The following is a 24,720-nucleotide window of genomic DNA, read 5'->3' as shown; positions in this document are numbered from 1 at the left end:
GGTCAGGGTTTGATCGCGCCGGCCGGGCGCACCAGTCCGACCAGTGCACCGATCGCGAAGGTGAGCGTGACGACGGCGAGAATCCACGCGGGCAGGTCGATCAGCGCACCGGTGACCGGGACGGCGCCGCCGCCCGCGAGTGCCGCACGAGTTCCGTACATAGGTTGTTCAGCTCCGTTTTGATCAGACCGCGGCCTCGGCCGCGTACTGCATGGTCCAGCGGTCCTTGCGGGTGCCGGTGATCCGGCTGCGGATGACCTCCGCCCAGGCGGCCACGAACCAGCAGGCGCGCATCCAGGCGAAGGCCTCCTGGGGAAGAAGCAGGGCGGCGAGGACGATGTCCCAGCGGTCGCGGTGCGGAATGCGCATCGCCTGCTTGACGTCGTTCGCGATGAACAGCAGCGGCACGAAGAACCAGAACGGCGCGAAGTGCAGGATCCCGAGCGCGGCGTACAGGACCGTGAAGAAGATCCAGCCGAAGCGGACGGAGGCGGCGAGGAGGCCGGCCGCCTGCTGGCGCCAGTCGAGGAGGGTACGGCGGTTGACGCCGAACCGGATGAGGTCCTCGACCGTGCCGACCTGCCACTTCATCCGCTGGCCCCACAGCGCTCGGACCGTGGTCATGGCATCGGTGTACGCGCGGACCGTCGGCGACACCCGGCAGTAGTAGCCGAGCTCCCGGATGCGATAGGTCAGCTCGAAGTCCTCGACCTGGCTCGCGTGCAGCCACGGCCCGTACCGGCGGTGGGTACGGACGACCTCGTGCAGCACCGAGTTGCGGATCGCGCACGCCGTACCCGCCAGGACCGAGGTCCAGCCGCGGCGCAGCGACGAGTCGGTCCACTTCGCGAACTCGGCACGTTGCAGGCGGACCAGGAATGCGGTGCCACGCATGGTGAACTTGCTGCTCGAGCCGGCGAGGCCGGGGTCGGTGGCGAACTCCTCGATCCAGTCACCGATGGCGTTCGGGGGCAGGACGGTGTCGGCGTCGAGGCAGACGACGATGTCGGCGTCTGTCGCGTACCGGCGCCAGGCGGCATTGAGACCGCCGCACTTCTTGTCCCGGTTGTTTCGCGTCTCGGTCACGACGAGCGCCTGGTGCCGCAGGGCGGAGGCGATCGCAACCGTTCCATCGGTGCAGTTGTCCGCGATCACCACAATGCGGTCGGGAACCCGCTCCTGGCTCAGCAGCGCCTGCACCGTGGCACCGATCGACGACTCCTCGTTGTGCGCGGGAATCAGCACGACGACCTGTGCCTGGCGGTTGCCTTCAATGCTTGATTGCATCGGTGCCTTCCGAAATCGGCAACATGGGATTGCGTTATTTGCGGCAATCCTGGCAGCCCTCTGAGACCCCACAAAAGGGACCTTTCCCTCCGCCGGGTGAACGGTTACGGCATTACCTCACCGCGGGGTCGGCTGTTCGGATGCGGCACTCCTCCGAGCAGCCTGTGGCACCCGACGTAACGCCGCAGTCACCCGCCGCAAGGGCGGTCGAACCCGAACGTTCTGCCGCCGATCGATGCGGTCTACCGGCAGAGATGTAAATCTGTCAGGATGATCTCTCTTTGAAAGAAGAGGCAACGTTTTGAGCCTCGCTCACGTCTTCTTTCTTGCAGGGCCATGGATGGCGCCGGTCGACATCCCACGAATGTGAGAGTCATGATTCAGCGACGCAAGGTGATCTTCGGCGCGGCGGGTGTGGCCGCGGCCGCCACCGCCGCGACAGCCGCCGGGTGCTCCTCGTCCGGAAAGACGAGCGGCAGCGGCGCCACGAACTGGGTCGAGCCCGCGGCCAACCTCGAGCAGGCGCTCGTCGCACCCGTCAAGCTGAGCGTGACGCCGGCCAACGGGGGCACCGGCGTGCTGCCGGTCGACCCGATCGTCGTGAGCGCCGCGGACGGCACGCTCCAGTCGGTCACCGTCACCGCAGGCAAGACGACGGTCGAGGGCGAGATGCAGGGCGACGGATCCTGGCGTTCGACGGGTGACCTCGCGTACGGCAAGAAGTACAAGGTCTCCGTCACGGCCACCGACAGCGCCGGCACGTCGACGACCGAGGACCACACCTTCACCACACTGAAGCCGGAGAACACCGCCCGGGTCACGTTCCAGGCCAACGGCATGCTCGCCCTCAAGGAGGGCAGCACCTACGGCGTCGGCCAGCCGGTCATCGTCGCGTTCAGCCGCGCCGTCAACAAGAACGCGGCCGAGAAGGCCATCGAGATCACCACCTCGCCCTCCGTTGAGGGCAAGTTCTACTGGAAAGACGACAAGACCGTGCACTGGCGCCCGAAGAAGTACTGGGCGGCCGGCAGCACGATCAAGGTCAGCGTCAACATGTACGGCGTCAAGCTCGGCAAGACGACATACGGCGCGAAGAACGTCTCGACCACCTTCAAGATCGGCCGTGAGCTGATCGCGATCAGCGACAACCGCACCCACCTCACCAAGGTCTACATCGACGGCAAACTCGTCCGCACGATGAAGAGCAGCCTCGGCAAGGGCGGCGGCACCACCGGCGCGAACGGCGAGCGCATCAGCTACTGGACCGCCGGCGGCCCCCACGTGGTGCTGGGCAAGAAGCGCAAGCACACGATGAGCTCGGCGAGCTACGGCGTCACCGACCCCAAGGACCCCAACTACTACGTGTCCGAGAACATCGAGTTCTGCACACGCATCAGCTACTCCGGCGAATACCTGCACGCCGCACCGTGGAACGGCTCCCTGGGCCGCGCCAATCTCTCACACGGCTGCATCAACCTCAGCACCGCCGACGCCAAGTGGGTCTACAACAACTTCCGGGTCGGCGACATCGTCGACGTCAAGAACACCCCCCGAGACCTACCCATCTGGAACGGCCTGGGCGACTGGACAGTCCCCTTCGACAAATACGGCCGCTGACCCGAGCTGGTCGCGTCGGAGCGGGGCTGACTTACTGTTGGGAAGTCGTCCCCGCTCCGGCGCTCAACCACCACCTGGGCAGGAAGGGCTGACACGTTCCAATTTAGTCGACGGTTCCGCCCGAGGACACTGACGACCACCGTAAGGCGTACCTGTACCTGCACATCGCCGAAAGGCCGGCGTCAGGACGGGAGGTTCAGGTTGCGCCAGTCGACGTACTTGAAGTTGGTGCTGGTGCGGTCGTCGTTCGGGACGTTCTCGCCGTCGTGGAGGACCAGGAGGCCCCGGGGGTAGCCGGGTAGTGCGACGGCGGTCGCCGCGGCGCCGTCGGAGTGCTGGACGCCGTCCGCGCGGGGACCGTCGACGACCGAGAAGATCTTCAGCGGGCGGTTGGTGCGGCGGTCGTAGACGAAGAAGCGGCTGTCGCCCTGACTGGAGACGATCAGGTAGCCGTCGCGCTTGCCGGTCGGGTAGATCGTGGCGCCCTCGACGTCGGCGTGGATGCGGCCGCCGAAGCCGGGGTCGTTCGCGGCGTCGAGGACGCACTCCTCGGTCTCCGGGTCATAGGTGCCGGGAACACCGAACTCGGCGACCTTCTCCACGATCCGCGGGACGCTGCTGAACGTGCCGCCCTTCAGGCTGATACGCCACAGGGCGACGTCCTCCTGGGCGGCGTACAGGACACCCGCCTCGGCGTCCACGACCATGCCCTCGACCTGGGGGTCCTCACCCGGCTCGAGACAGGGCGACCAGCTGCCACCGTTCGGAAGGCGGAAGTCGCGCGGAAGGTCGAGCGTGTCCGTCGTACGGTAGGTGACTTTGCCCTGTCGCTCCTCGAGCCGGAAGATGCCCAACCTGGTCGAGTGCCGCCGGGAAACGACCGCGTAGCGGTCATAGAGTGCCAAACCGTAGCCGGTGGCCTGCTCCTCGACCTCCGCCTCGTCCTTGGAGAACAGCAGGGGCACGTCCGCGGCGGTGATGTCCGTCAGGCCACTCGCGTCGATCTTGTAGACCCGCAACCTGTCCAGCCCACGGTCGGTCACCACGGCGATGTCGACCTGGCGCTTGCCCAGCCGGAACCCCGACAGGACATCCACGTTGTTGAACCGCCCACCCGCCGGCGTCGCGATCGACTGGACCTCCCGGCCCCGCAGATCGTAGACACGCAGACCACCGTTCTTGGCAGTCCCGATGATCAGGCTACGAGCCCGGTCAGCCTTGTTGATCCAGATAGCCGGGTCGTCCGCGTCAGCGTCCCCACCCGCCTCATCGTCGAAAAGCCCCGGGGTCTCGACCGTGGCGGTGATCTCCCGAGCGGGCCGCTCCGCAGCCTGGGCAGGAGAGGCGGCAAGCGCGGTCAGCGCGAGTAGGGCGGCAAGTCCGGCAGTCCGATGCATGAGATCAAAGCGTTCCCGATCGACCTGACCACCCGGTGGCCGGCGCTTTAACAACGTGCGCGCCACAGGGGTGGATGCAGAAGGTGCGCCGGTGTCGGTCAGCGGCACATCCCGAGACCCTGCGAGCCCGCGCCAACCTCGCCTACTCCTATCGGCAGGTGGTTCGGGCCAGGCTACGAGTAGGTACGTCTCGGTGGGGCTGGTGGCGACCCCGTCGGGTGCGATGTCGCGGCCGCGGGCGTGGATACGCAGACGGTGCCAGCCGGGTGCCGTGGTGAGGCAGGGCAACGGTTCGGGGTCGTCGTCGGCTGGTGAGGTGGGCTGCAGGAGTCCGGCTGGTGCGTCGATGCTGACGTCGACGACCTCCTCCCAGCCGCCGGTGTCGACGGTGCCGGGCCGGTCCTGGCGGGTGTCGACGGTGACGGTGACGGGTCCCTGGTGGATGCCGGTGAAGACGATGGCGGCGCCGGGCCCGCAGACGGCGATGAGACCGCTGCGGGTCGGTTCCGGCGGGGCGGGGCGCCGTCCGGGTTCGATGATGCGGAACTGGTGATGGTCGGCGTACACCACGCCCATCCGTGGGTCCCTCCGTCAGGCCGCGGGTGGGCCCTGATTCGTGGCTCGCCGAAGCCGTCGACTTCCCGCAGCGGCTGCACGCCGCCGCGACCGGCAGCCCGTCCACCACCACCGACCGCACCGCGGCACTGACAGAGTTGCTGCACCGAGCGGCGAACAGCATCAAGTGATCACGCCATCGACACGGCTTGGTCTGGATACCGGGTGCCGTCACCATGATCCTGCCCGCTCCGGCGCAACCATGGCAGTTCATTTCTGCCGCAGGCATTCACCTCGACAGATCGAGGGGATGGCATACTGCCGCGCGTGCATGCGATCGCGGATCTCCAGCTCACCTATGGTCTTTTCCGGAAGATGGTTCTCGACACCCTAGGTAAATCTGCCCGGCGGGCACGGATCATCGGTCTCGTTCAGCTGCCGCTAGCGACCGTGTTGGGGTTCGCCGGCGGCTTCGACGGCCGCGCCCTGCTGATGATCGGCGTCGGCGTTGTCCTTGTCGTGTTCCCCGATCTCGTCGCTGTGCTGAGTTGGGCACCGCAGCGGAAGATCCTCACCACCCCGTTGCACTACGAGATCAGCGCCGCGGGTGTTCTCATCCAGACACCGAGCAGCCGCACCGAGGTCGCCTGGCCCGGCATCTCGCAGATCCGGACCGGCAAGCACTCCTGGTTGTTCAAACACGGCGCAACACAGCTTCCCGTGCCGCGTGTCGCGTTCAGCGCTGACGAGCAGCACTCGATCGAGCAGTTCCTGGCGGCACGCCCCGGGCTGACTCCACGCTGAGCCACACGCTGTTTCTCTGTGCTGCGGGGACGCGTCGGTGGATGGCACGCGGCGGGCAAGGTCACGATCAATGTCGACCGGTGCCGCCGACGGGCGCCCGATGACAGACGACTCGTGAGCCGTTCATCGTCGCGGCGGGCAAGATGCCGCGGGCAGCGTGCCGAGGTCCCGCGAACCAGGGTATCGGCCATGCGGACATCACACACACCCTCGCGGCGCGCAGCCTCAACGGGCCTGCCTGGCCCTTCCACTCCCGCCGCGCCGTCCTTCTGGGGTCGGCGACGTGAGCGCTCTGGCACATGTCACCGGCCCGTGCTGGGCAAGCCCACTGCCTCCGCGGATGTGCCGGCCGGACTCGCCCGCTCGTCGACGCCGAGCGGGCACACCCGCCGATGCCGCCTTGCGCGCTGCCCGAGTCCCGGAAGAGCACGGCCCGCCGATGCGGCCGAGGTGAGGCGGGCGCCTGGGAACAAGGCTGAGCGGCGTAACCTGTGGCGTCGTGCTTCGTTGTGCTCAATAGCAGAAGCGGAGCGGGCCCGCTGGCAGCGGACCCGCTCCTTGGAGACACGGTCAAAGGCCTAGGAACCGGGTGACCGTGTCGTACACCTCCGCGTAAACGCTCATCACCGGCTGGGTGATGAGCGTTTCGTGTTTTGCGGAACATCTCCCACCACGCGAGACCCCGCAGGGCAGCCAGGATCGTCGGCGCCAGGGTGTTCCCGGAGAGGCCGCGGATACCTCTCCCGACCCGGCGGTGTGCGCCGCCCCGCCGGGGCCGGCATCTGCCACACGGATCGTTTCTCGGACTGGACACTTCTCCTTCGGGCTCCTTCCACTCGCCGACAGCGGCGTGCAACCCGCTCGAGCGGGTTGCAGCGCATCCGCCGGTGGAAGAACAAACCCTGCAGGGCTCCACCGTGGGAGCCGGATGTCGAGGAGCGGGCTTCACCTCCCAAACTCAGACCGGGCGTAGCGGCTTGCCACGCCATCCGTATCCGCCGTCGCGTGAGCAGGCAAGCCCACCAGGGACATGAATGCGCCTGACTATCCCGGACCGGCAACGATCAACGACGCACCACGTGTGCGCTTCCCTATAACCCCCAATCGGGTGACAGATGAGACAGCCTGGAACCGGCTGCGACAGGATCGGACGATGCACGCAGCAGTCCCGGCATCGACGCAAGAGCTACTACTGGATCCACGCACCGTGAACACGGTCGCTGAGCTGGCGGAGCTGCTCCGCCGGCTACGGTTGACCGCCGACCGGCCGTCACCCACCGACGACCCGCCCACCTTGCGGGAACTCGCCGTGCTGACCGGGCTGCCGCACAGCACACTCGGCAACGCCGAGTCCGGACGGGTACTGCCCCGCGTCGAGGTCGTCTACCGCTTCGCCCAGGCCTGCGGGGTGCCGGCCGACCAACTTGCCTGGTGGACCCAGGCCCGCAACCGGGCCGCCGGCCGCCGCCGCCGGCCCGCCCACCCGGTCCCGCCACGTGCGCGCCCGGCACCCGCCGCCCGCACACCGTCGACGGCCACCGACGATCCGGCACAAGCGGAACAGCTACGCAACGAGATCACCGGCGTCCCCCTCGACCGGGCCGCCGAACTACTCGCCTCCCGGCCACCCGAAACAATGATCGGGTTCCTGCAACGGCTGCACCCGACACTGGTCGCGAAGCTGCTCGCCACCATGGACCCGGTGCTCGCCACCGGTCACCTCAACGGCCTGCAACCGCGATACGCGGTGGCCTGCCTCAACGAGATGGATCCCGCCCCGGCAGCCCGCCTGCTCACCCTGAAAACGGTCGGCGACGCCGTCACCCACCTCGCCCTGATGCGCCCACCCGCCGCCGCGGCCGCCCTGCTCCTCATGCCCACCGCGGTACTCGCCCAGCGTCTCAGCCACCTCGACGTCGACCTGGTCCGAACCACCGTGCAAGAACTGCCGCTCCAGACCCGCATCACCATGCTGACCGGGACACCGCTCCCGCAAGCATTGACCGCGGAACTGCTGTTCAGCCTCTCCCTCACCGAAACCATGACGCTGCTGTCAACCACCGACGCGAGCATCGCCGCCCGAGTACTCGTCATGCTCCCGCCCGACCCAGCCGCCGGTTTCCTCACCGCACTCCCGGTCCAGAAAGCCGCCAAACTACTCACCCGAATGCCGGCCGACCACGCCGCCCACCTGCTCCTGGAGATGACCGGCCACCAAGCCGCCGCACTCCTGACCGCGTTGCGGCCCCGCGCCGCCGGTGCCGTGCTGTCCCACACGCCCGTACTCTGCGTGGCCCGGCTCCTGGCCTGGCTACCCGACACCCTCCGCCACCGCCTGCTGAGCGAGATCCGCACCGAACAGGCCATCATGATCCGCTGGCACATGGAAACAACCAGCTACCAGATCTGGCTCCGGGCACTGTCCGCAACCAGCAACTCCAGCAGCGCACGCACCCTCACCGAACTCGCGACAGCGGACACCGTCTCACGCCTGCTAGCGCTTCCCCACGCCCAACCACCGCACCCAAAAAGCACGACAGGCCAGGCCAGGCCGCAAGGATGAACGAGCTCCACCACTCGGCTCCGATCCCTCAATCACGAGACCAACCGGATCGCGACGATCAGGCGCGGAAACCTGCGTGGACCCCGCTCCCGTGGGAGCGGAAACATCGTCGTCGCCGTCGTCGACATCACCACCGGTAACTCTCCGCGTCCTTTTGGGGTTCTGTCCCGCGAAGAGTGATCGATCCTAAAATCGATGAGCGCCAGGCATGTTCTGTGAACGGCCGGGCGGGCGAGACATACTGCTGTGATGGAGTACCAGGAGGCCTTCCCGGACCTCGCCGATGTCTATCTCGAGGACTCGTGGGTGTTGGGCATTAGGTCCGCAGCGCGCGATGTCGCATTTCAACTGGACGCCGTCCTGACACCGAGTCACCGTCTGTATCAACCGCCTGTGCCTGGTGAGCAGCACTGTTACCACGCTGCACGGCTCTCGGTTTCCAGCAGGAAACTCCTACTGGATCGTTCTGACCTGCCGGCCGCGACCGACGCCTCGGGCAATTCGGACTTTGGGAACGTTGACGTAGTAGTCCAGGTGCTCTGGGACGGCGAGGCCGCCTGGGAGATGACCGGGGACTGGGGCATCCTTCGGTCTGTCGATCCGTCCGTGAGTATCACCTTCGATTGATGCACATGATCAGCTTGGTTTCATCATGCCGGCAGGACTCGTTTGCGGAGTAGGTCGACGCCGGCTCTGCTGTACATCTGCCGCTTGAGCATCTGAGAGATCCGCTTGACGTTGCCCTCGACAGGTCCGGAGCTGAACGGCAGGTGGCTATCTGTGCGGGTCCGGGCACCGTTTCACTAAGGCTTTCGGCACCGCTGACAACCGCTTGATCGTTGGCAGATGTCGTGTCCGCGAGTTTCGACTCCAGTGATCCCGTAGTCATCAGGGCGTGGGCCCGCTGCGAACGTGTGGGGTGGCCCTGGTAGCTACAGATATCTCTCGCCGGCCTTGGTGACCTGGGCTACCAGGTGAGTTCGAGCGGCGTTGGAGGTCCATCTCTCGACGCGTCGGCTTTCAGCAAGAAGCTCGTCGCCCAGAACGGGTCGGCCGCGGTCCCACGGCTCCGGCCAGCTCTCGAAGCGCCGCACCTCGATGAAACCGCGGGCTTCCAACGTGACAAGACCTGGGCCGCACACCTCGGCAACCCGCTGCCGTGATGGCGCCTCGGGCCATCCGATTTCCCAGAGGGGCATGGGGGAATCCTCTAGGTCTTCGAGCACGATTTGTTCTCCGAGGCCGAGTCCCTGGTCGTTCATGGCTTGATTCTGCCGGGGCCCCGACCTACCGCGACGGCAACATGACCGCCGAACAAGCAGGCCCGTTCATCGTGATGGGTGCCTCCGCCGCGACCGGCGCCCGCCGTACTCACCCTCCTCGCCATGGTCGCCCTACTACGCGGCCAGCACGGCTCGCGACTGGCACAAACCACCCTCACCCTGACCGGGCTTCGGCTCGGCGCCGTCCTCACCGCCCTGATCGCCGTCACGCTCACCGCCGGCATCGCCCCAGCCGGCATATTCGGCATGGCAGTAGCCGTCGGCGACGCACTCGCCGGATTCGTAACCACCACAATCACGGCACATCGCACCCGCAACACGTCACTCGACCACCGCCAGAGCTGACCGCCCTGCAGCGCGGCGGCACTATGCCCCGACACGGCACTCGGAAAGCATTACGAACCAGCGCTCCGTCGTCCTGCACCCCCAGCAGGCGTCGGCGTGCTGCGGTAGGGATGGCCAGCGACGATAAGCCCCGGACATCCGCAGCCCACGCGTACTCAACTGGCGGGAGGGCAGCGCTACTTCGAGCTGGGCATACCCCTCTGGAGCCTCTCCGCGCCGCGGTGACCAGCGGAGCGCACGCCAAATGAGAGCCACACCAACTACGGTGGGCAGCCGATGAGAGAGCTATCCCGCTGGTCACCTCGACCAAGCCTGGCCGGGCTGCGGTCGTACGACCAGTAGATAAGTAGCCGATGAGCGGATAAGTGATCACGGAATCTGGGATGTACGGAGCAGGGATCCAGCGATGCGTTCCGCCTCCCTGGCCTACGGTTGTCAACCGTTGTGTCCGCCCTCAGGTTCTTCTCGCTGCGGGTCTTCGGGCGCGTGTAGGTGCGGGTCGGCGCTCAAGGCCAGCTCCCACAGCGCCCTGCGGAGCGCCCGCATCCGTCGGATGCCCAGGAGTGCCTGCCAGTCGGCCTCGATCCGCGCTTCCTCGGCGATAGCGACGGGCAACCCGCCTCGGCCGTGTGCTGTCAGCCGGATCAGTCGTGCTCGCCCGTCGGAGGGATCCGGCACCCGTTCCACGTAGCCGGCCGCCTCGAGGCCGTTGACCAGGGCGAGGGCGGTCTGCTTCGGGATCCGGGCGCGGTCGGCGAGGACGACCAGCCTGGTGCCGTCCAGGTCGATGCCGGCCAGCAGCCGGGCCTGCGCCCGGGTGATATCGGCGTAGCCGGCCTCGGCGAGCGCAGCGACGATGCGGTCCTCGGCCGCCCGGAAGCCGATGAACATCAGCCAGCCGGACGAGATCTCGCGTTCCACCAGAGACCCTTCCAGGTAGTCCCGATCAGGACCAATTGTTAGTACCATTATCGTACTAGATTCGGTCGGGTGAAGGGATCGGACTCTATGGACGACACCGAGGTCTGGTCGGCCGTCGACCGGCGACGCCGCGCCATCGTGGACCTCTTGACCGGCCTGGCCCCGGGCGAGTGGGACACCCCCTCGCTGTGCGAGGGGTGGACGGTCAAGGACGTCGCAGCGCACCTGACGATGCCGCTGCTGACCGTGCGGCAGTTGACGCTGCTGGCGATCCGGCATCCGGGCCGGACCAACCACCTCATCCGGGAAGGCTCGATCGACCTCTCCCGACGCCACGACCCCGGGCAACTCCTCCACAGGCTCGATCTGCTTGTGGGACGCCACCGCACGTTCCCGGGCCTGACCTGCCGCGAGTCGCTCATCGACGCCGTCGGCCACACCTTCGACATGGCCATCCCCCTGGGCCGCGAGATCCGCGTCCCCGCCGCCGAGGTGGCCGAAGCAGCCGACCGGGTGGTCTCCTACCGCGGCCGCGGGAACGCGAAAGTCTTCCGCTCGCTGCCGCTGGCGACGTTCCGGCTCACCGCGACCGACCACGCCTGGTCCACCGGCGACGGCGCGCAGGTGACAGGCACCATGACCGACCTGTTCCTCCTACTCACCGGACGCGCCGTGTGGATCGGGCACCTGCACGGCCCCGGGGCAGACGACCTACGTCGGGCCGTCGCCGCCTGATCCCGTGCCCGCCGCCGGACATCCGCCGCACGGGCCGACACCCACCGAACGACACCACGACCCTCCCGAAGGGAAAGCAGCCGACATGCACCCGATCCGCGTGGCGCGCGCCTTCGACGGACAGCCATCCCCGCCCGACACCGCCCACCGAGGTGGTCCACCACAACCGCATCGTCGGCGTCGAGCGCGGCCCTGGCCTGACCCGGCTCAGGGCGAGAGGGATCATGCGCTTCGACATCGAGACGCACGCATCACCCGAGCAGGTGTACCGAGCCCTGACGGACTTCACTCAGGAGCGGCTGCACATCTGGAACCGCACCCTCGACCCGAAGACGTACGAGTTACGTGAGCATGGGCTCCACTGGGCCGTCGCACGGGAAAGCACCCTCCGGTCACCGTTCTGGGTTGTCGCCCGCTACTACTGGTCCGTGCCTTCCGTGGTTCGCTGGACCGTAGTCGAAAGCAGTTACGGAGGAGGTAGCCAGGGCTTCGTCCGGATCGCCCACGGGACGGTGGAGGCAGCCGGTTACACGCCGAATGGGTCAACACCGAGCCCCGACGGCAGGAGCTCATGCTCCTTCTGCTGCACCTCGTCCCGGACCGGATGATCGCGCGGATGTGGGCCGCCGCGCTGGACCGCTACGCACTGACCCAAGACACCTGAATCGAACGGGCACGCTTACGCAACGAGGGCATCTCCGGCACGTCGTGAACCCGCGCAAGTACCGCATAGCCTCGCCGCTCGCCGCCGCACGGACATGCCGCCGATCGTGCCGCCCGGCCAGGGGCGGTCCGTCGCATACCGCCTCTGATCAGGTGCTCGGCCGATATCATGATCGTCGTGATTCGGGTGGTGGTTCGGCCGTACGCCCAGATCGCTCTGCTGCTCCTGGTTCTCGGAATGTTCGGTGTGTGGTACCTGCCAACGGATCGTTCGCCTGGCGAGACTGGTTTAGTGTTGGCCTCGGACTGGTCTTTGTGCCCGCGAGCCTTGTCGGCGTGTGGCGTACGGTCCGGCTTGGCGCGACTCTCGATGTCGAGGGCATCCACATCCGGGGCAGGGTCGACGGCCGCGACGAGTTCCTTCCGTGGACGGTGGTCGCGTCGATCGAGTGCGCTGAGATCGACCATCGGATTGTGGCGGCCATTCACGGCCCGATCCTTATCGGCCCGGACGGTAGTCCGGCCGCCATCATCCCCGCCCTCGGCTCCTACTCACGACGCCGAGCCGAACGCAGAACCGAACAGCTTCGAGCAATTCGTGCCGCAGCGGTGAACGGCTGACCCGCAGATCAAGAAGCGGCCCGCGAGTAACGCACTGATCTGCCGCTGATGGCGCGCATCGCCTACCGCGCTGGTCGCGCTCTGTGCATCCACCTGGTCAGCTACCGCACGCTCTTGCCGATCTAGGTGCGCCGCTTCGCGGCTTATGATCGCCGCATGCAACCGGTCATTGACGTGACGCTGGGTGCGGCCGGTCCACCGCACGAGGTGGTGCTCAAGCTCCAAGGCGGTGATGACTGGGAGCTGAACGTCTGGGCAGCCTTCGAGGATCTGGCCAAGCTGCGTGGCGTCCGAGCCGCCGCGTGGGACCAACGTAGGTCGATCGCCGCTGGAGTAAGCGCCGGCGACAGGGTCTTTTGGTGTGCTCCCGGCGAGGGGGCAGATCCTGAAATCGCGACGGTGTTGATCGGACATGACGATGAGGCGTGGGACATCGCCTTCCTGATACCCGTGACCCTCGTCGAGAAGATCGGCACTCTGGCAAGCGCACGACAGTTGGACTAGCTGGCCAAAGGGGGCACCCGAGTCACTCATTTGCCGCAATCCGCGCGCTGCTCTCAGTGGCAGCACCCGAACCCCTACGCGCCGTACGCCGACCGGAATGCCGTTCGGTCAGATCGCGGGTCGGCTCCCTTCGTGCACGACACCCACTCGCTCGCAGACCGCGCACTTCTGCTGGCCCCACCAGGCAGCGTCTTCTCCCGCGCCGACGTAGCAGGCATCCTGGGCATCGTCGCCACACGAACACGCCGTACCGCTCGGCATTCGATGAAGATGGTGCCCGACATGTCCCAGCCGGTCAGGTAGCAATGGGCGGCGGCCCTGCTCGATCCGGTATGCCGCCCGCCCGGCTGCACGAGCCGCCATCGACTCCTCCCAGCTACCGTTCACGAGGCCACCCTAGCGCTGCGAAACCGCCTGCCGGAGCGAGCCAGCCGCGCATTCATCTGCCGCTGTAATTTCGTCGTGCCGCTCAGGTCGTGGCCGGCGGCCACACACCGCGGCGAACGAGGCGATCGAGGTGGTCGAGGAGTTTCACCTCGCTGCGAGTCAGCTGTTCCCGCTCGGCTGGAGGCAGTCCGGCAAGCGGGTCAAGAAGGTGTTCCTCTCGCGGCACTTGCACCGTGGCCCCCGAGTACTCGCGGCAGGTCGAACACCATGCCAGACCGATGCACCGTTCGTAGGAGGTGTGCCTTGGCGGGCAGAAGCGGTACCGGTGAGAGCGGACCTCGCCGTCGCAGGTGGCCTCCCGTCCGAGTGGGTCGCCATGGACTTTGGTCACCTTGGTCCACGCCCATCCAGTCGCCCTGCGTCCCATACTGCGGATCTTCTCAGTCCGGCAGCCTGCGCAACCATCCGGATCTGCCGCCGATCACGCCACGGACCAGGATGGTCCGTCGGAGACGGTCTCTGATCAGGCGCTCGGTCGATATCATGATCGTTGTGACGCGGGTGGTGGTTCGGCCGTACGCCCAGATCGCTCTTCTGGTCCTGATTCTCGGAGTGTTCGGGATGTACGGCGTGTGGTACCTGACCAACGGATCGTTCGCCAGGCGAGACTGGCTTGGTGTCGGCCTCGGCCTGGTCTTGGTGCCGGCGAGCCTTGTGGGCGTGTGGCGGACGGTCCGGCTCGGCGCCATCCCCGCCCTCGGCTCCTACTCACGACGCCGAGCCGAACGCCGAACCGAACAGCTAAGAGGGATTCGGGCCGCAGCGGTGTGCTAGCGGAAACGCGAAAATCCTTGTCAGCGGACAGTTGAGTCCCGGCTCGCGGACACCGGAATTCCTGGTGTGCGGTCAGGTGATCTCGGTCCCGACCTTCTGAAATCGGATCTCTCCGGCCGATCGGTGCGGGTGCTGACCCATGCACTCGATCGGACCGGAGAGACCGTGACCAAGTCTGACAGGGAGATAATGGAAATTCTGGAAGCTTTCGACCTGACCGGGTGCGCTTACTCGGCCGGACAGCTCGCTGGCTGCGACCCCAAGACAGTGCAGCGGTATGTGACCCTGCGCGAGGCTGGCGGCAACCCGTTCCAGCGGTCTGCCCGGCCGAAGCTGATCGATGTGTTTTTGCCGAAGGTTGAAGAGCTCGTCGATCGGTCCAAGGCGAAGATCCGGGCGGACAAGGTCCATGAACGCCTGGTCGCGATGGGGTTCACCGGCACCGAACGCACGACCCGCCGGGCGGTGCAGGCCGCGAAGGCGGCGTGGCGGGCCGGCAACCGGCGTGTCTACCGGCCCTGGCTGGCCGAGCCTGGCCTGTGGTTGCAGTTCGACTGGGGCGACGGCCCGCGGGTCGCCGGCCGCAAGACCAGCCTGTTCTGCGCCTGGCTGGCCTGGTCACGGTTCCGGATCGTGATCCCGACCTGGGACCAAACCCTCGGCACCCTGGTCGCCTGCCTCGACGCCACCCTGCGGCGTCTCGGTGGCGCCCCGGCCTACCTGCTCGGCGACAACGCCAAGACCGTCACGGTCGAACACGTCGCCGGCGTCGCGGTCCGGCATCCACAGATCGTCGCCGCCGGCCGCCACTACGGCATCACGGTCGCGACCTGCGAACCCTTCGATCCCGAAAGCAAAGGCGGCGTCGAGGCCACCGTGAAGATCGCCAAGGCGGATCTGGTGCCGACCACCGCGAACCTGCGCGGCGATTACGCGTCGTTCGCCGACCTGGTCGCGGCCTGCGAAGCGTGGTGCGTCAAGGTTAACCACCGGGCCCATCGCGAGACCTCGGCCGCGCCGATCGACCGCCTCGCCGTCGAACGCCAGCTGCTGCACCCGCTGCCCGCCGACCCGCACACGGCGGCACTGGGCGAGGAACGCTTGGTCAACGAGGATCAGACGGTCCGGTTCGGCTCCGTGCGCTACTCGACGCCGCCGGGTCACATCGGTGAGCGGGCCTGGTGCCGGGTTGTCGGCGACCACCTCGCGATCACCGCCATGACCAGCACCGGCGTCACCGAGATCGCCCGGCACCGGCTGTCGACACCCGGCAACCCGTCTATCCTGGACGAGCACTACCCGGGGCATCCACACCTCGGCGACGGCCCGAAACCACCGCGTCCGAAACCCCGCACCACAGCCGAGGCCTCGTTCCTCGAACTCGGCCCCGGCGCCTACGACTGGCTGGTCGAAGCCGCCGCCACCGGCGCCACCCGGGTCCGGGCGAAGATGGCCCGCGCCGTTGAACTGGCCACCATCCTCGACCCTGATCGCGTCGATCACGCCTTGGGCCTGGCCGCCGCCGCGGGCCGGTTCGGCGAACACGACCTCGCCTCGATCCTCGACCACCTGGCCACGGCCGGCGACCCCGCCGACGTCGTCCGCGCCGACGAGAGCTTCTCCGCCCAACCCGGCACCAGTTCCTGGAAGCAGTACGGCGCATGACCACCGAACCCACCATCGCCACCGTCCGCGCACCGCGCTCGCGCAGCCGCCGCCCCGACCAGACGCCACCCGCCCCGGCCCTGCCCGCCGACCTCGACGCTCTACTACGCCGGATGCGGTTCCCCTACCTGCGGGCCGCGGCTCCGGACGTCCTGGCCACCGCACGAGCACAACGCTGAGACCCCGCCGAAGTCCTGCGCGTCCTGCTCACCGAAGAAGTCCTCGGCCGCGACAACGCCGGCCGGCGCACCCGTCGCAAAGCCGCAAACTTCCCGACCGGCAAACCTTCACCACCTGGCGGCCCGAGGACTCCGGCATCCCCGCCGCCACCCAACAGGGCTTGACCACCCTCGAATGGGTCGGCCGGGCGGAGAACCTGGCCATCGCCGGCCCGTCCGGCACCGGCAAATCCCACTTCGTCGAGGCCCTCGCTCACCAAGCCATCGACCAGGACCTACGGGTTGCCTGGTTCACCCTGGAAACCTTGACCAGCACCGTCACCCGGGCCAAGGCCGACGGATCGGTGGCCCGCACCGTCGCCCGGATCTGCCGCGCCGATCTGATCGTGGTCGACGACATCGGCATGCTCCCCGCCGGAGCCGACGCCGCCGAAGCGTTCTACCGCGTCGTCGACGCCGCCTACGAACGCCGGTCCATCGCCGTGACCAGCAACATCCACCCATCCGGCTTCGACACGATCATGCCGAAAACGATCGCTACCGCGACCGTTGACCGGCTCCTGCACCACGCCCACGTGATCACCACCAAGGGCGACAGCCACCGACTGCAACAAGCCCTCGCCGGCCACGGCGTCCAAGCCCTAACCACCTAGCCAAACCGCAAACACCTGGCCACAGGCATGGAATTCTGGTGTCCGCCTACCTGGCGATCAAAAGCCCATCAGCCAGGACTTCGTCCTGACCGTTGACACGGTGAACGGCTGACTAGACTAGAAGATTACGAAGGCGGCCCGCGAGTAACGCGCTGATCTGCCGCGATCTGAGCGCTGAACCAGCCGTTTCGTCGCGGTTGCGCGGCCCCTCGGATGGCCAACCCGGCAGGTTCGTGACGACCTCTGTAGATGGACGCCGTCGACCGCGAGCAGCCTGCCGGTTACGGTGAGGGCGTGTCGTTGGGACCGGAGATCAGGACGTTCAGTGCTTACGGGTACAACCTCGGCGGGCCCCGTGCATGGAACCTGTTCCGGTTCAGCCCTGGCGACGAACTTCGGACGGACTGGTACGACGAGACCGACCCGACGCACGACTTCCCGGCTCAATCCCGGCAGTCGCTCCGTGCCCGGCTCGGCACGGCGGCGACCGGGGGCGAGCTGGCGCTGCCGGTGCTGTTCATGGAAACGATTGAGGTTTCCCCGCCGGGTTGGACGTTGGAGACCAGTGCCCGGTCGTCGTCCAGCTATAGCCTGCCACCGGGTTCGGAACTCCGGTGATTGGATCGAGTGGCGGTCGCTCAGTTCGTGGCTATCCATATTGATTCGCTGTTCGATCGCGACGCTGAAGACCAGGCGCATCACCAGGGTGAGGACTACGACGTGGATCCTGCGGCTGGCGGGGCCGGCCATTGGGATCGGAGCCTGCTTGACGCGCTGGTCAGACTCGACCTCCAACCGGTCGGCATGCCGGACTCGTTGTGGTTTCGGACCGGCTGGACCGAAGACGAGTGACCTGTGCGGTGCTTCGCCGGACGGCGGCTGAGCCCCCGAGCGATGTCCGTCGCCCGGCACCCGCGTGCACCGACTCCAGCGCGGGACGAGCACCATCCGAAAGGACCAGTTGAACCTCTCGCCGGAGCAGCCGGACGGAAGGTTGCGCGCGGACACTCCGGTAGCTCCGTGGTCGCTCGCCTGTCCGCCAGTCAGGTGATTCCGCGCCTCTGCAGGCAGGAAAGCCGCAACGGCTCGAGCGGACGGCCCCAACCAGAAACGCGCTCACCGAGCCGCTGACCTGCAAGAATGAGGCAGAACGGGTATCCCGATGGGTTGTTCCGCCGCCCACCGGTACGCTGTCTGCTGCGGGCTGCTAGCTCAATGGCAGAGCTGAGGACTTTTAATCCTTAGGTTCGGGGTTCGAGTCCCCGGCGGCCCACTCTTTCACTCGCTGACCTGCGTCGCCGTCCTGGGCGGAAGGTCGTTCGAGGGTTCGGTTACCGCTTTTGTTACCGAGAATGGTCTTACAGGTGCTGCGCGACCGAGGACTTGTCGCCCTTGGGGTCGCGGCCAAGGTACACCCTGGCGGTCATCGCCGGGTCGGCGTGGCCGAGCTGGTCGGCGATCCGGGCGATGGGGACTCCGGCCTGGTCAAGCAGGGTGGCGACGGTCCGCCGTAGGGTGTGCGGCGTCGCCCAGGCGAAGCCGCTGGAGCCGATCACGCGGGCTACGGCCTTCGCGGAGTTACTGGAGTCCCAACGCCGTTCCGGCTCGTTCAGGTGGTGAGGCGAGGGGAACACCAAGCCCTCCGTCCCGCACACGTCAGCGCGGACCTTGAAGCGGGCGAGGAGCCATTCCGGCAGAGTGAGGCTTCGCCTGGACGCCTTCGACTTGGTGCCGTTGACGTTCACGGCACCCGTCTCCAGGTCCACGTCCTCCCAGCGCAGCGAGCGAGCCTCGTTGATGCGGATGCCGGTTCCGGCCATGAAGGCGAGAAGGTCGGCGACGGTCTGCCGCTTGCGTCGAGTGGACGGCGAGATGGTCTCGCTCAGCGCCAGCTTGTCCGCGTGCGCGATGAGCGAGTCACGCTCCTCTCGGGTGAGCGCGCGGGTGGTGTCGCGCTCTCGGGTCGTCGGCTTGACCACCTGAGCGGAGACCGGACGGATCTCGCGGAGCGCGTTGCGGGGCAGGACACCGTTCTCTACCGCGAGTCGCAGGATGCCGGAGACGATGCTCTTGGCCATCTTCGCGGAGGCGGTGCCGTGCTTGTCGGCGACGTTCTGCAAGAACTTCTTGAGCCGTTGAGGGTCGTTGAGCTGGGTCAGCGTAAGCCCTCGGATGCTGGATCCGTCGACATCGACGTAGCGGAAGAAGCCTCCCTCGTACGCCTCGATCGTCTTGGCGCTCAGGCGCGAGTCGGTGCGCTTGATCTGGGTCAGCCACTGCTGTCCGGCTTCGGTCAGGCGGGTGTCGGAGGTCATCTCCACCCCGGCGTTCTGCCGTTCGGTCAGCGCCTTGTCCAGCGCTTCGGTGGCGAGCCTCTTCGTCTTGGCGAAGCGGGAGAGTTCACCGATCAAGCCGTCGTGTCCCCGGTAGCTGCACCGTGCCCGCCACCGTTGCGCGCTGCGGGCGTAGGGAGCGCGCTTCCACTTGCCGGTTTCGTCCTTGACCTGTGGCGTTACCTCGATCTCGCCGTGCTCTCCGAGCCCAAGGGGTCGTCTACTCACTGTCCGTCCTTTCCTGCGCTGCCTCTTCCTCGGCGATCTGCGCGTCGATGCGTTCGTCTTCTTCGGGATCCCATCCGAGGAGGCGGAGAGCGGCATCCGTGATCCCGCCCCCGGCTTCGCCCGGCTTGACGGGCGTGAGGAAGCCCCGTCTGCGCGCCTCAGCGATCCGGTTAGCCCACGTGCCAGCGGACCCACCCTCGCGTGCCGCTAACGCCTTGACGGGCGATCTGTTGCCGTCTTCGACCAGGAAGGAATACTCCAGCGCTAGTTCGGCGTAGGCCCGATCATCGCGAGGAGCCTTGCCGCGTGCGTCCGTCTTGAACGCGGCCAAGCGGTCGATCCTCATCGGACGGTGCCCGCTACCCGACGCAGGCGTATCGGCACGATGAGAGCTAATCGCCTTGCGAGCGCTGGTCAGCAGGTCACCGATCGGCAGTGACCGGATCGTCTTGCCTGTCACGCCGAAGGCTCCTGACGTCTGGACCTGGTGAAGGGCAAAGCCGGTAGCCCTCCACTCGCCAGCGTGAGCAGAGGTAGAGACCAGGCGGAAACCCGCCAGCCACTCTTCTTCGCCGTCGCGGTGACGCAGGACCACGAACGCAGCCCCGGTATCGCCGTCCCAGGAGACGACGGGTGCCGCCTCGCCGTGAGCTAGGGCGACCTCGATCGCCTGACTGAGATTGCTCGGTTTTGGTGATGGCATGAGTAGACCATACAGTATGGCCTCAACCCATGCAACGGTATGATGGGTTGTCGCTCTCACGATTACGTGTCATGATCCAGGGGCGGTCACCGAGATCATCGGCTGACAAGAGTCACGGAGGAGGACGAAACCTAGTGGGAAATCCGGCTACCACGATCCATCTCAGCGCGCCTGACCTGGCCTTGCGGTGGCGCGTCACCGTGGGGCACCTCGCCAACGAGCGCAGCGCCGGCCGGGGTCCGGCGTATCTCAAGCTGGGTGGTCGAGTGGTCTACCGGCTCGCGGACGTCGAGGACTACGAGGAGCGATCCCGCATCGCCGGGAGTGCTGCCTAGGTGCCACAGCCACGACCTTCCGGGCTGCCCTGAAGGTGATGCGACGTTGCGGGTGGGCGGGCGGAGGTGCCCACCCGCGCGCGCTCGACCCAACAACTTCCCAGCCCGCCGACATGTCAACCGATCAAGGAGCGATCGAGCAAGTGAGTAGGAACGACCCATCGGGAGTCGCCGTGTCCGCCAAGCGGCCAGCGCCGTTCAAGGTCCAGTGGGAACGGGCGTTGATGAGGCGGTCCAAGCTTCCTCTTCCCGGCATCGCTGTTCTGGCAGCTCTCGCGAGCTATGCGAACGCCGATGGCGGAAGCATCCATCCGTCACAGGCGCGGCTCGCCGATGACCTCGGGGTGACCGTGCGGACCGTAGGAAAGTGGGTCCGCAAGGGGCTAGAAACCGGATGGATCTTGGAGATTCGGCGCGGCATCGGATACGGCGATGTCAGCATGCCATCTGTTTACAGCCTGACGATTCCTGGCCCGCTCGAACAGAGCCACGAAAGCTCTTTGTGCTCTGCGGGGCAACAGAACCAGCAGCCCCCTTCCGGTTCCTCTGATGATCTACGGGAGGAGAAGAAGGAAGCTTCCGATTCTACGGTTGACGGCATCCGGAACGGGAAAGATCCTTCCGCTTCGGTATGGGACCTAGCCCAGAAGAGGAGCGTTCGCGAACCGGAAGCAGAACGCTCACACGGCGCAACCGGACCGTCCGTGCATGACAACCGGAACGAAGCTTCCACCTATCAACTCAATACCAACTCATCATCAACTCAAGTAACAAGTCAACCTGCCGACGAGGCGGCGACGCCGGAACGCGAAGCAGATATATCCGAATCTGCAAGCTATGGTTATCCCTACGAAAGCTTCGCACGCAGGTTCGAGCGAAGAGCCGCAGCTAGAGCTGCGGCGACCGAAGGTGAGCCAGCACGCTATCGACCTTCCTGGACTAGATAACAACAAGCTAACCGACCCTGCACCGGCGAAGGGATTCCCATGGATACCTTCGCCGGTGACAGGTTTACAGTTAAACAGGTAACGGATAGGAACCGACACGTTCGCCGTTCAACGAACAGGCGTCAGTCCGCCGCCGACAGGTCGCCTCAATAGCGGCTGAAGACCGTCCGGTATTCATGCCATAGGTCGGATGCGTTTATCAGGCGTCGAGTCCAATCATCAGGTTCTCCGCCGCCGATCTCTACCCATACGCGAACGTTCGCCTTTGCGAACGCCGTGACCCCGTGAGCTGGAGCCGATCGCCATGCGGGCACTTTTGCTGCCCATCGCTCGGCAGAGCTGGGATCGTGCCCGGACGCAATCAGCCATATCACCCAATAGCCAGCGTCGAGCCACGCTGCACCACGTGTCGCCCATCCCCAGTCAACAATCCTTGCCTGGTCATCGCCGATGATGACGTTGGCGTGGTTCAGGTCGGTATGCAGGAGAGCATCACCGGCGAAGTGGCGGAGGTAGGTTGGTTCGGCGTACGCCTGGAGCCGTTGCTCCGCACGCCTGAGGGTGACGGGTGGGCAGGGAAGCTCACCGATGCGCGTGAGCAGATCTGCGACGTGCCCGAGATCCCTTGATCCGGGGGCGTAGTCCGCTTGGTGACCGTCCAGCGCCTCGAAGATCAGGACGTCCCAGCCGAGGTCCACGACCCGCGTGCAGAGCGCCGGAGCCACCGCGCTCACGTACGGGGCGATCTCGGCTTCCCGTGCCTGCGTCCATACCCAGCGATGATCGGCGGGCAGCGCCTTGACGAAGAACCGCCCTTTCGATGTGCGCAGCAGGGCGGCAACGGAACTGTTCAGTCCTTCACCGACCGAGGGAGCCGACGTGACGGTGCCGGTGGTGTCCTCGATCTTGTTGCGGACGACCATCGGGAGGTTCCAGTACGAGATGCGGTCGATCGGCACGGTCGGCTTCCTCAGCAGGCAACGCGCTCCGGACCGCCGCGCCATGGCACGACAGCGATCCGGAGCGCCTGGGGGCGTTGGGTCAGTTGTACGGGTTGTCGTCGCCGCAGCCGCGCACGTTCTCGGTGGTGAGCGCGTCAACGGTCGTGATGACGATGCCGGCCGGCTCCTGCTTGGGCAGGTGCTTCGCGGCGTTGCGCGCCCGTGGCGGACGGCTGATGATCTCGACGGGGATGGCGGTCATGTTCCCTCCTTCATTCCGTGCTGGCAGTAGTGACTCAGCGGTGCCTTCGCCTCCTGGTACACGCGCGCCATGGGTCGGCATACCCGGCAGGTGGACGACAGCTTGCAACCTGTGCATCCACCTGTGCGAAGCATCTGGGCGTCTGCAATTCCGGGCAGGCGCAACAGCCCGTCAGGGCCTTCGGTGAGCACGTTGATCGGGTTGTCCCGGCCGACCTTGCACATGGTGGCGAACCCGAGCGGATCGACGTGAAAGGACGTGTGCCCGGCTGGACAGCCCTGGAAGACATCACTCTTGCCGATCAGGCCCGGCACCTGAGCGGCGAGCGTGGAGCCCTTCCCGGTGTAGGTGGGCGAGATCGACGCGTACTCCTTGAACGGCAAGCCGAGGTCGCGGACCATCGCGCGCATCTCGTCGAGTTCCTCGACGTTGTGCTTCGTGATGATCAGCGTGACCTCGATGGGCAGGCCGACTCCGGCCGCCGCCGTCATTCCCCGGTAGGCGTTCTTGAACGCGCCGCGCGTCTGCGTCAACGCGTCCGCCGTTTCCGGGCTCGCGCCGTACATCGACACGGTGATTTTGTGCGGTCGGCAGACGGCGAAGGTCTCCAGCAGTTCGTCACGGTAGAGCCGAGACCCGTTGGTCAGGATCTCCATCATCATTCCGGCGGCATGGGCTCGCTTGTACGCGGGTACGAAATCGGAGTCGATGAGCGGTTCGCCGCCGGTGATCTCGAACCAGACCACGCCCATGTCCCGGAGCATGTTGAGCAGGCGGAACTTCTCCGCCAGTGGGAGCCCGGCGAACGGGCGTTGTTCCAGGTAGCAGTGCTCGCAGGAGAAGTTACAACCTTTGTTGATCTCCCACGACGCGCGGCTGTAGGTCACCGGCAGGACCGACGGCGCCCTGACCACAAGCACGTCATTGACCGGTCGTCCGGCAAGCTCGATGCCCCAGGTACGCCGTGCCGCATCTCCGAACCAGTCCGGCACCGTGCCGTCTGCGTCCGCCAGGTCGGCAAGCTCGGCGTAGTAGGCGGAGGGGAGCTGCATTGCCTCTTGCCGACCAGCGCGCACGGCAACGAACAGGTTCTCTTGTGGACTCACGATCGCCTGGTACATCCGATCCTCTCCTTGTCTTGGAAGGGCAGAGCGAACGGGGCCTAGCGCACCCCCGGCGGCAAGATCAGACGATCGAGAGAGCCATGCGTACCCATGCACACCGCGCACAGCGGCCGGGCAGCGTCCTCGTACACCACCGTGGATTCCTCGTACGCATGCGGCGGGTACTGCACGGTTTCCACGACACCACGCGCTTGCAGGGTGAAGTGGTAGCACGAGTGCATGCGCCCGTTCGGGTATGCGCGAGCGATGGCCGGAGTCACCATCGGGATCAGGGACGCGCCGTGCGCCCGCAGGGTGGCGACGTCGGGGCAGGACTCGGAGTGCACCAGGACAGCCGGTGGATACTCCCTCAGCGCCGTCACGACCGGCGCCCGTTCGAGATGACCGCTCCTGCGTCCCAGGCCGTCACGATGGCTCTCACGGCCTCCTCCTCGGCGTATCGTCCAAGGAGGTCACCAACCGTGCCGGGCCGCCTCACGTAGGCGTTCCAGCGGTCACCGAAGCTGGCGTGAATCCAGCCGATGTAGTCACCGTCTCGCTCGATCGAGTACCCGCCCATGACGCTCACGGTCAGGGTGACGCCGGGAAGAATCTCCCGCTTCGCGGGCGGTACGCGGCGCTCCACCGTTCACCTCCCCACACCGGACACTTCCTGTTTCCGCCCGCCGCCTTCGCTCGTTCGCTGGGACGGCGGGCGGGGCTCCCAGGTGCTCAATTCGTTGATCGAGCTGGGAAAACGGTCGCACTCTCGGGGGCCTGCACACACCTGCGAGGCGGTCCGCTCTCCCTCGGATCTCTGTGTGGGGCTGACCTGGAATTTCGTGGCGGCCGGAG

Annotated in this window: 29 protein-coding genes and 1 tRNA gene; 18 read left to right on the top strand and 12 right to left on the bottom strand. The window is 66.6% G+C overall.

Going from position 1 to position 24,720, the window contains the following annotated elements; genetic code table 11:
• Positions 1–2: 2 nt before the first annotated feature.
• Positions 3–161 carry a hypothetical protein gene (locus AB0M02_RS36775; RefSeq protein WP_364235701.1) on the bottom strand — a complete coding sequence of 53 codons (159 nt, stop codon included), beginning with the start codon at positions 159–161 and terminating at the stop codon, positions 3–5.
• Positions 162–183: 22 nt separating this feature from the next.
• Positions 184–1,287: a glycosyltransferase family 2 protein gene (locus tag AB0M02_RS36770; RefSeq protein WP_364235699.1), complete on the bottom strand. Its 1,104-nt coding sequence runs from the start codon at positions 1,285–1,287 to the stop codon at positions 184–186.
• A 375-nt stretch (positions 1,288–1,662) separates the two neighbouring features.
• On the opposite strand from AB0M02_RS36770, the gene AB0M02_RS36765 reads away from it, so the two are divergent.
• Positions 1,663–2,904, top strand: a complete 1,242-nt coding sequence (locus tag AB0M02_RS36765) for an Ig-like domain-containing protein (protein WP_364235696.1) — start codon at positions 1,663–1,665, stop codon at positions 2,902–2,904.
• A gap of 182 nt (positions 2,905–3,086) precedes the next feature.
• Here AB0M02_RS36765 and AB0M02_RS36760 read toward each other — a convergent pair whose 3' ends face one another.
• Positions 3,087–4,877: a phytase gene (locus AB0M02_RS36760; RefSeq protein ID WP_364235695.1), complete on the bottom strand. Its 1,791-nt coding sequence runs from the start codon at positions 4,875–4,877 to the stop codon at positions 3,087–3,089.
• Between the two features lie 26 nt (positions 4,878–4,903).
• On the opposite strand from AB0M02_RS36760, the gene AB0M02_RS36755 reads away from it, so the two are divergent.
• The 4 genes from AB0M02_RS36755 (at position 4,904) to AB0M02_RS36740 (ending at position 8,850) form a co-directional block, all read left to right on the top strand.
• A complete protein-coding gene (locus AB0M02_RS36755; protein WP_364235692.1) occupies positions 4,904–5,047 on the top strand; it encodes a hypothetical protein in 144 nt (47 codons plus the stop codon).
• 136 nt (positions 5,048–5,183) lie between these two features.
• Positions 5,184–5,660, top strand: coding sequence for a YcxB family protein (locus AB0M02_RS36750; RefSeq protein WP_364235690.1), 477 nt, complete (start codon positions 5,184–5,186; stop codon positions 5,658–5,660).
• Between the two features lie 1,207 nt (positions 5,661–6,867).
• The gene (locus AB0M02_RS36745) at positions 6,868–8,223 is read left to right on the top strand and encodes a helix-turn-helix domain-containing protein (protein WP_364235687.1); all 1,356 of its coding nucleotides are present in this window, start codon (positions 6,868–6,870) and stop codon (positions 8,221–8,223) included.
• Positions 8,224–8,472: 249 nt separating this feature from the next.
• Positions 8,473–8,850 (top strand): hypothetical protein, encoded by a 378-nt coding sequence (locus AB0M02_RS36740; protein ID WP_364235684.1) that lies wholly within the window; start codon positions 8,473–8,475, stop codon positions 8,848–8,850.
• A gap of 305 nt (positions 8,851–9,155) precedes the next feature.
• Here AB0M02_RS36740 and AB0M02_RS36735 read toward each other — a convergent pair whose 3' ends face one another.
• Positions 9,156–9,485, bottom strand: coding sequence for a hypothetical protein (locus AB0M02_RS36735; protein WP_364235682.1), 330 nt, complete (start codon positions 9,483–9,485; stop codon positions 9,156–9,158).
• 123 nt (positions 9,486–9,608) lie between these two features.
• Here AB0M02_RS36735 and AB0M02_RS36730 point away from each other — a divergent pair, with 123 nt between their 5' ends.
• A complete protein-coding gene (locus AB0M02_RS36730; RefSeq protein ID WP_364235680.1) occupies positions 9,609–9,851 on the top strand; it encodes a hypothetical protein in 243 nt (80 codons plus the stop codon).
• 435 nt (positions 9,852–10,286) lie between these two features.
• Here the strand turns inward: AB0M02_RS36730 and AB0M02_RS36725 are convergent, their stop codons facing one another.
• Positions 10,287–10,772 (bottom strand): MarR family transcriptional regulator, encoded by a 486-nt coding sequence (locus AB0M02_RS36725; protein ID WP_364235677.1) that lies wholly within the window; start codon positions 10,770–10,772, stop codon positions 10,287–10,289.
• 87 nt (positions 10,773–10,859) lie between these two features.
• On the opposite strand from AB0M02_RS36725, the gene AB0M02_RS36720 reads away from it, so the two are divergent.
• From AB0M02_RS36720 to AB0M02_RS36675, 10 genes are all read left to right on the top strand, one after another.
• Positions 10,860–11,507, top strand: a complete 648-nt coding sequence (locus AB0M02_RS36720) for a maleylpyruvate isomerase family mycothiol-dependent enzyme (protein WP_364235674.1) — start codon at positions 10,860–10,862, stop codon at positions 11,505–11,507.
• Positions 11,508–12,419: 912 nt separating this feature from the next.
• The gene (locus AB0M02_RS36715; protein ID WP_364235672.1) at positions 12,420–12,791 is read left to right on the top strand and encodes a hypothetical protein; all 372 of its coding nucleotides are present in this window, start codon (positions 12,420–12,422) and stop codon (positions 12,789–12,791) included.
• A gap of 156 nt (positions 12,792–12,947) precedes the next feature.
• A complete protein-coding gene (locus tag AB0M02_RS36710) occupies positions 12,948–13,295 on the top strand; it encodes a hypothetical protein (RefSeq protein ID WP_364235669.1) in 348 nt (115 codons plus the stop codon).
• A 939-nt stretch (positions 13,296–14,234) separates the two neighbouring features.
• A complete protein-coding gene (locus AB0M02_RS36705) occupies positions 14,235–14,516 on the top strand; it encodes a hypothetical protein (RefSeq protein WP_364235668.1) in 282 nt (93 codons plus the stop codon).
• 189 nt (positions 14,517–14,705) lie between these two features.
• Positions 14,706–16,181 carry an IS21 family transposase gene (istA, locus tag AB0M02_RS36700; RefSeq protein WP_364235665.1) on the top strand — a complete coding sequence of 492 codons (1,476 nt, stop codon included), beginning with the start codon at positions 14,706–14,708 and terminating at the stop codon, positions 16,179–16,181.
• A complete protein-coding gene (locus tag AB0M02_RS36695) occupies positions 16,178–16,360 on the top strand; it encodes a hypothetical protein (protein WP_364236005.1) in 183 nt (60 codons plus the stop codon). Before istA ends, AB0M02_RS36695 begins: the two co-directional genes overlap by 4 nt.
• A complete protein-coding gene (locus AB0M02_RS36690) occupies positions 16,357–17,013 on the top strand; it encodes an ATP-binding protein (protein WP_364235978.1) in 657 nt (218 codons plus the stop codon). The genes AB0M02_RS36695 and AB0M02_RS36690 overlap by 4 nt, the downstream gene beginning before the upstream one ends.
• A gap of 249 nt (positions 17,014–17,262) precedes the next feature.
• Entirely contained in the window at positions 17,263–17,631 is a 369-nt protein-coding gene (locus AB0M02_RS36685; RefSeq protein ID WP_364235662.1) for a hypothetical protein, read from the top strand.
• Between the two features lie 9 nt (positions 17,632–17,640).
• The gene (locus AB0M02_RS36680; protein WP_364235660.1) at positions 17,641–17,865 is read left to right on the top strand and encodes a hypothetical protein; all 225 of its coding nucleotides are present in this window, start codon (positions 17,641–17,643) and stop codon (positions 17,863–17,865) included.
• Between the two features lie 349 nt (positions 17,866–18,214).
• Positions 18,215–18,286: transfer RNA gene (locus AB0M02_RS36675), tRNA-Lys, on the top strand.
• Between the two features lie 85 nt (positions 18,287–18,371).
• Here the strand turns inward: AB0M02_RS36675 and AB0M02_RS36670 are convergent.
• Both AB0M02_RS36670 and AB0M02_RS36665 read right to left on the bottom strand, forming a co-directional pair.
• Positions 18,372–19,574, bottom strand: a complete 1,203-nt coding sequence (locus tag AB0M02_RS36670; protein ID WP_364235657.1) for a site-specific integrase — start codon at positions 19,572–19,574, stop codon at positions 18,372–18,374.
• The gene (locus AB0M02_RS36665) at positions 19,567–20,277 is read right to left on the bottom strand and encodes a hypothetical protein (protein ID WP_364235656.1); all 711 of its coding nucleotides are present in this window, start codon (positions 20,275–20,277) and stop codon (positions 19,567–19,569) included. Before AB0M02_RS36665 ends, AB0M02_RS36670 begins: the two co-directional genes overlap by 8 nt.
• A 134-nt stretch (positions 20,278–20,411) precedes the next feature.
• Here AB0M02_RS36665 and AB0M02_RS36660 point away from each other — a divergent pair, with 134 nt between their 5' ends.
• Both AB0M02_RS36660 and AB0M02_RS36655 read left to right on the top strand, forming a co-directional pair.
• Positions 20,412–20,612 (top strand): DNA-binding protein, encoded by a 201-nt coding sequence (locus AB0M02_RS36660; protein WP_364235653.1) that lies wholly within the window; start codon positions 20,412–20,414, stop codon positions 20,610–20,612.
• Positions 20,613–20,785: 173 nt separating this feature from the next.
• Complete coding sequence (locus AB0M02_RS36655) at positions 20,786–21,559, top strand: helix-turn-helix domain-containing protein (protein WP_364235652.1); 774 nt, start codon at positions 20,786–20,788, stop codon at positions 21,557–21,559.
• A 146-nt stretch (positions 21,560–21,705) separates the two neighbouring features.
• Here the strand turns inward: AB0M02_RS36655 and AB0M02_RS36650 are convergent, their stop codons facing one another.
• From AB0M02_RS36650 to AB0M02_RS36630, 5 genes are all read right to left on the bottom strand, one after another.
• Complete coding sequence (locus AB0M02_RS36650) at positions 21,706–22,518, bottom strand: hypothetical protein (RefSeq protein ID WP_364235649.1); 813 nt, start codon at positions 22,516–22,518, stop codon at positions 21,706–21,708.
• Positions 22,519–22,600: 82 nt separating this feature from the next.
• Positions 22,601–22,762: a hypothetical protein gene (locus tag AB0M02_RS36645; RefSeq protein WP_364235648.1), complete on the bottom strand. Its 162-nt coding sequence runs from the start codon at positions 22,760–22,762 to the stop codon at positions 22,601–22,603.
• Complete coding sequence (locus tag AB0M02_RS36640; protein WP_364235646.1) at positions 22,759–23,883, bottom strand: radical SAM protein; 1,125 nt, start codon at positions 23,881–23,883, stop codon at positions 22,759–22,761. The genes AB0M02_RS36645 and AB0M02_RS36640 overlap by 4 nt, the downstream gene beginning before the upstream one ends.
• Positions 23,884–23,924: 41 nt before the next feature.
• Positions 23,925–24,248, bottom strand: coding sequence for a hypothetical protein (locus tag AB0M02_RS36635; protein WP_364235644.1), 324 nt, complete (start codon positions 24,246–24,248; stop codon positions 23,925–23,927).
• Positions 24,245–24,511, bottom strand: coding sequence for a hypothetical protein (locus tag AB0M02_RS36630; RefSeq protein ID WP_364235641.1), 267 nt, complete (start codon positions 24,509–24,511; stop codon positions 24,245–24,247). The genes AB0M02_RS36635 and AB0M02_RS36630 overlap by 4 nt, the downstream gene beginning before the upstream one ends.
• Between the last annotated feature and the right edge of the window lie 209 nt (positions 24,512–24,720).

It is taken from the genome of Actinoplanes sp. NPDC051861, assembly GCF_040681145.1.
Taxonomy (GTDB): Bacteria; Actinomycetota; Actinomycetes; order Mycobacteriales; family Micromonosporaceae; genus Actinoplanes.
This window is presented reverse-complemented; position numbering and strand designations above follow the sequence as displayed.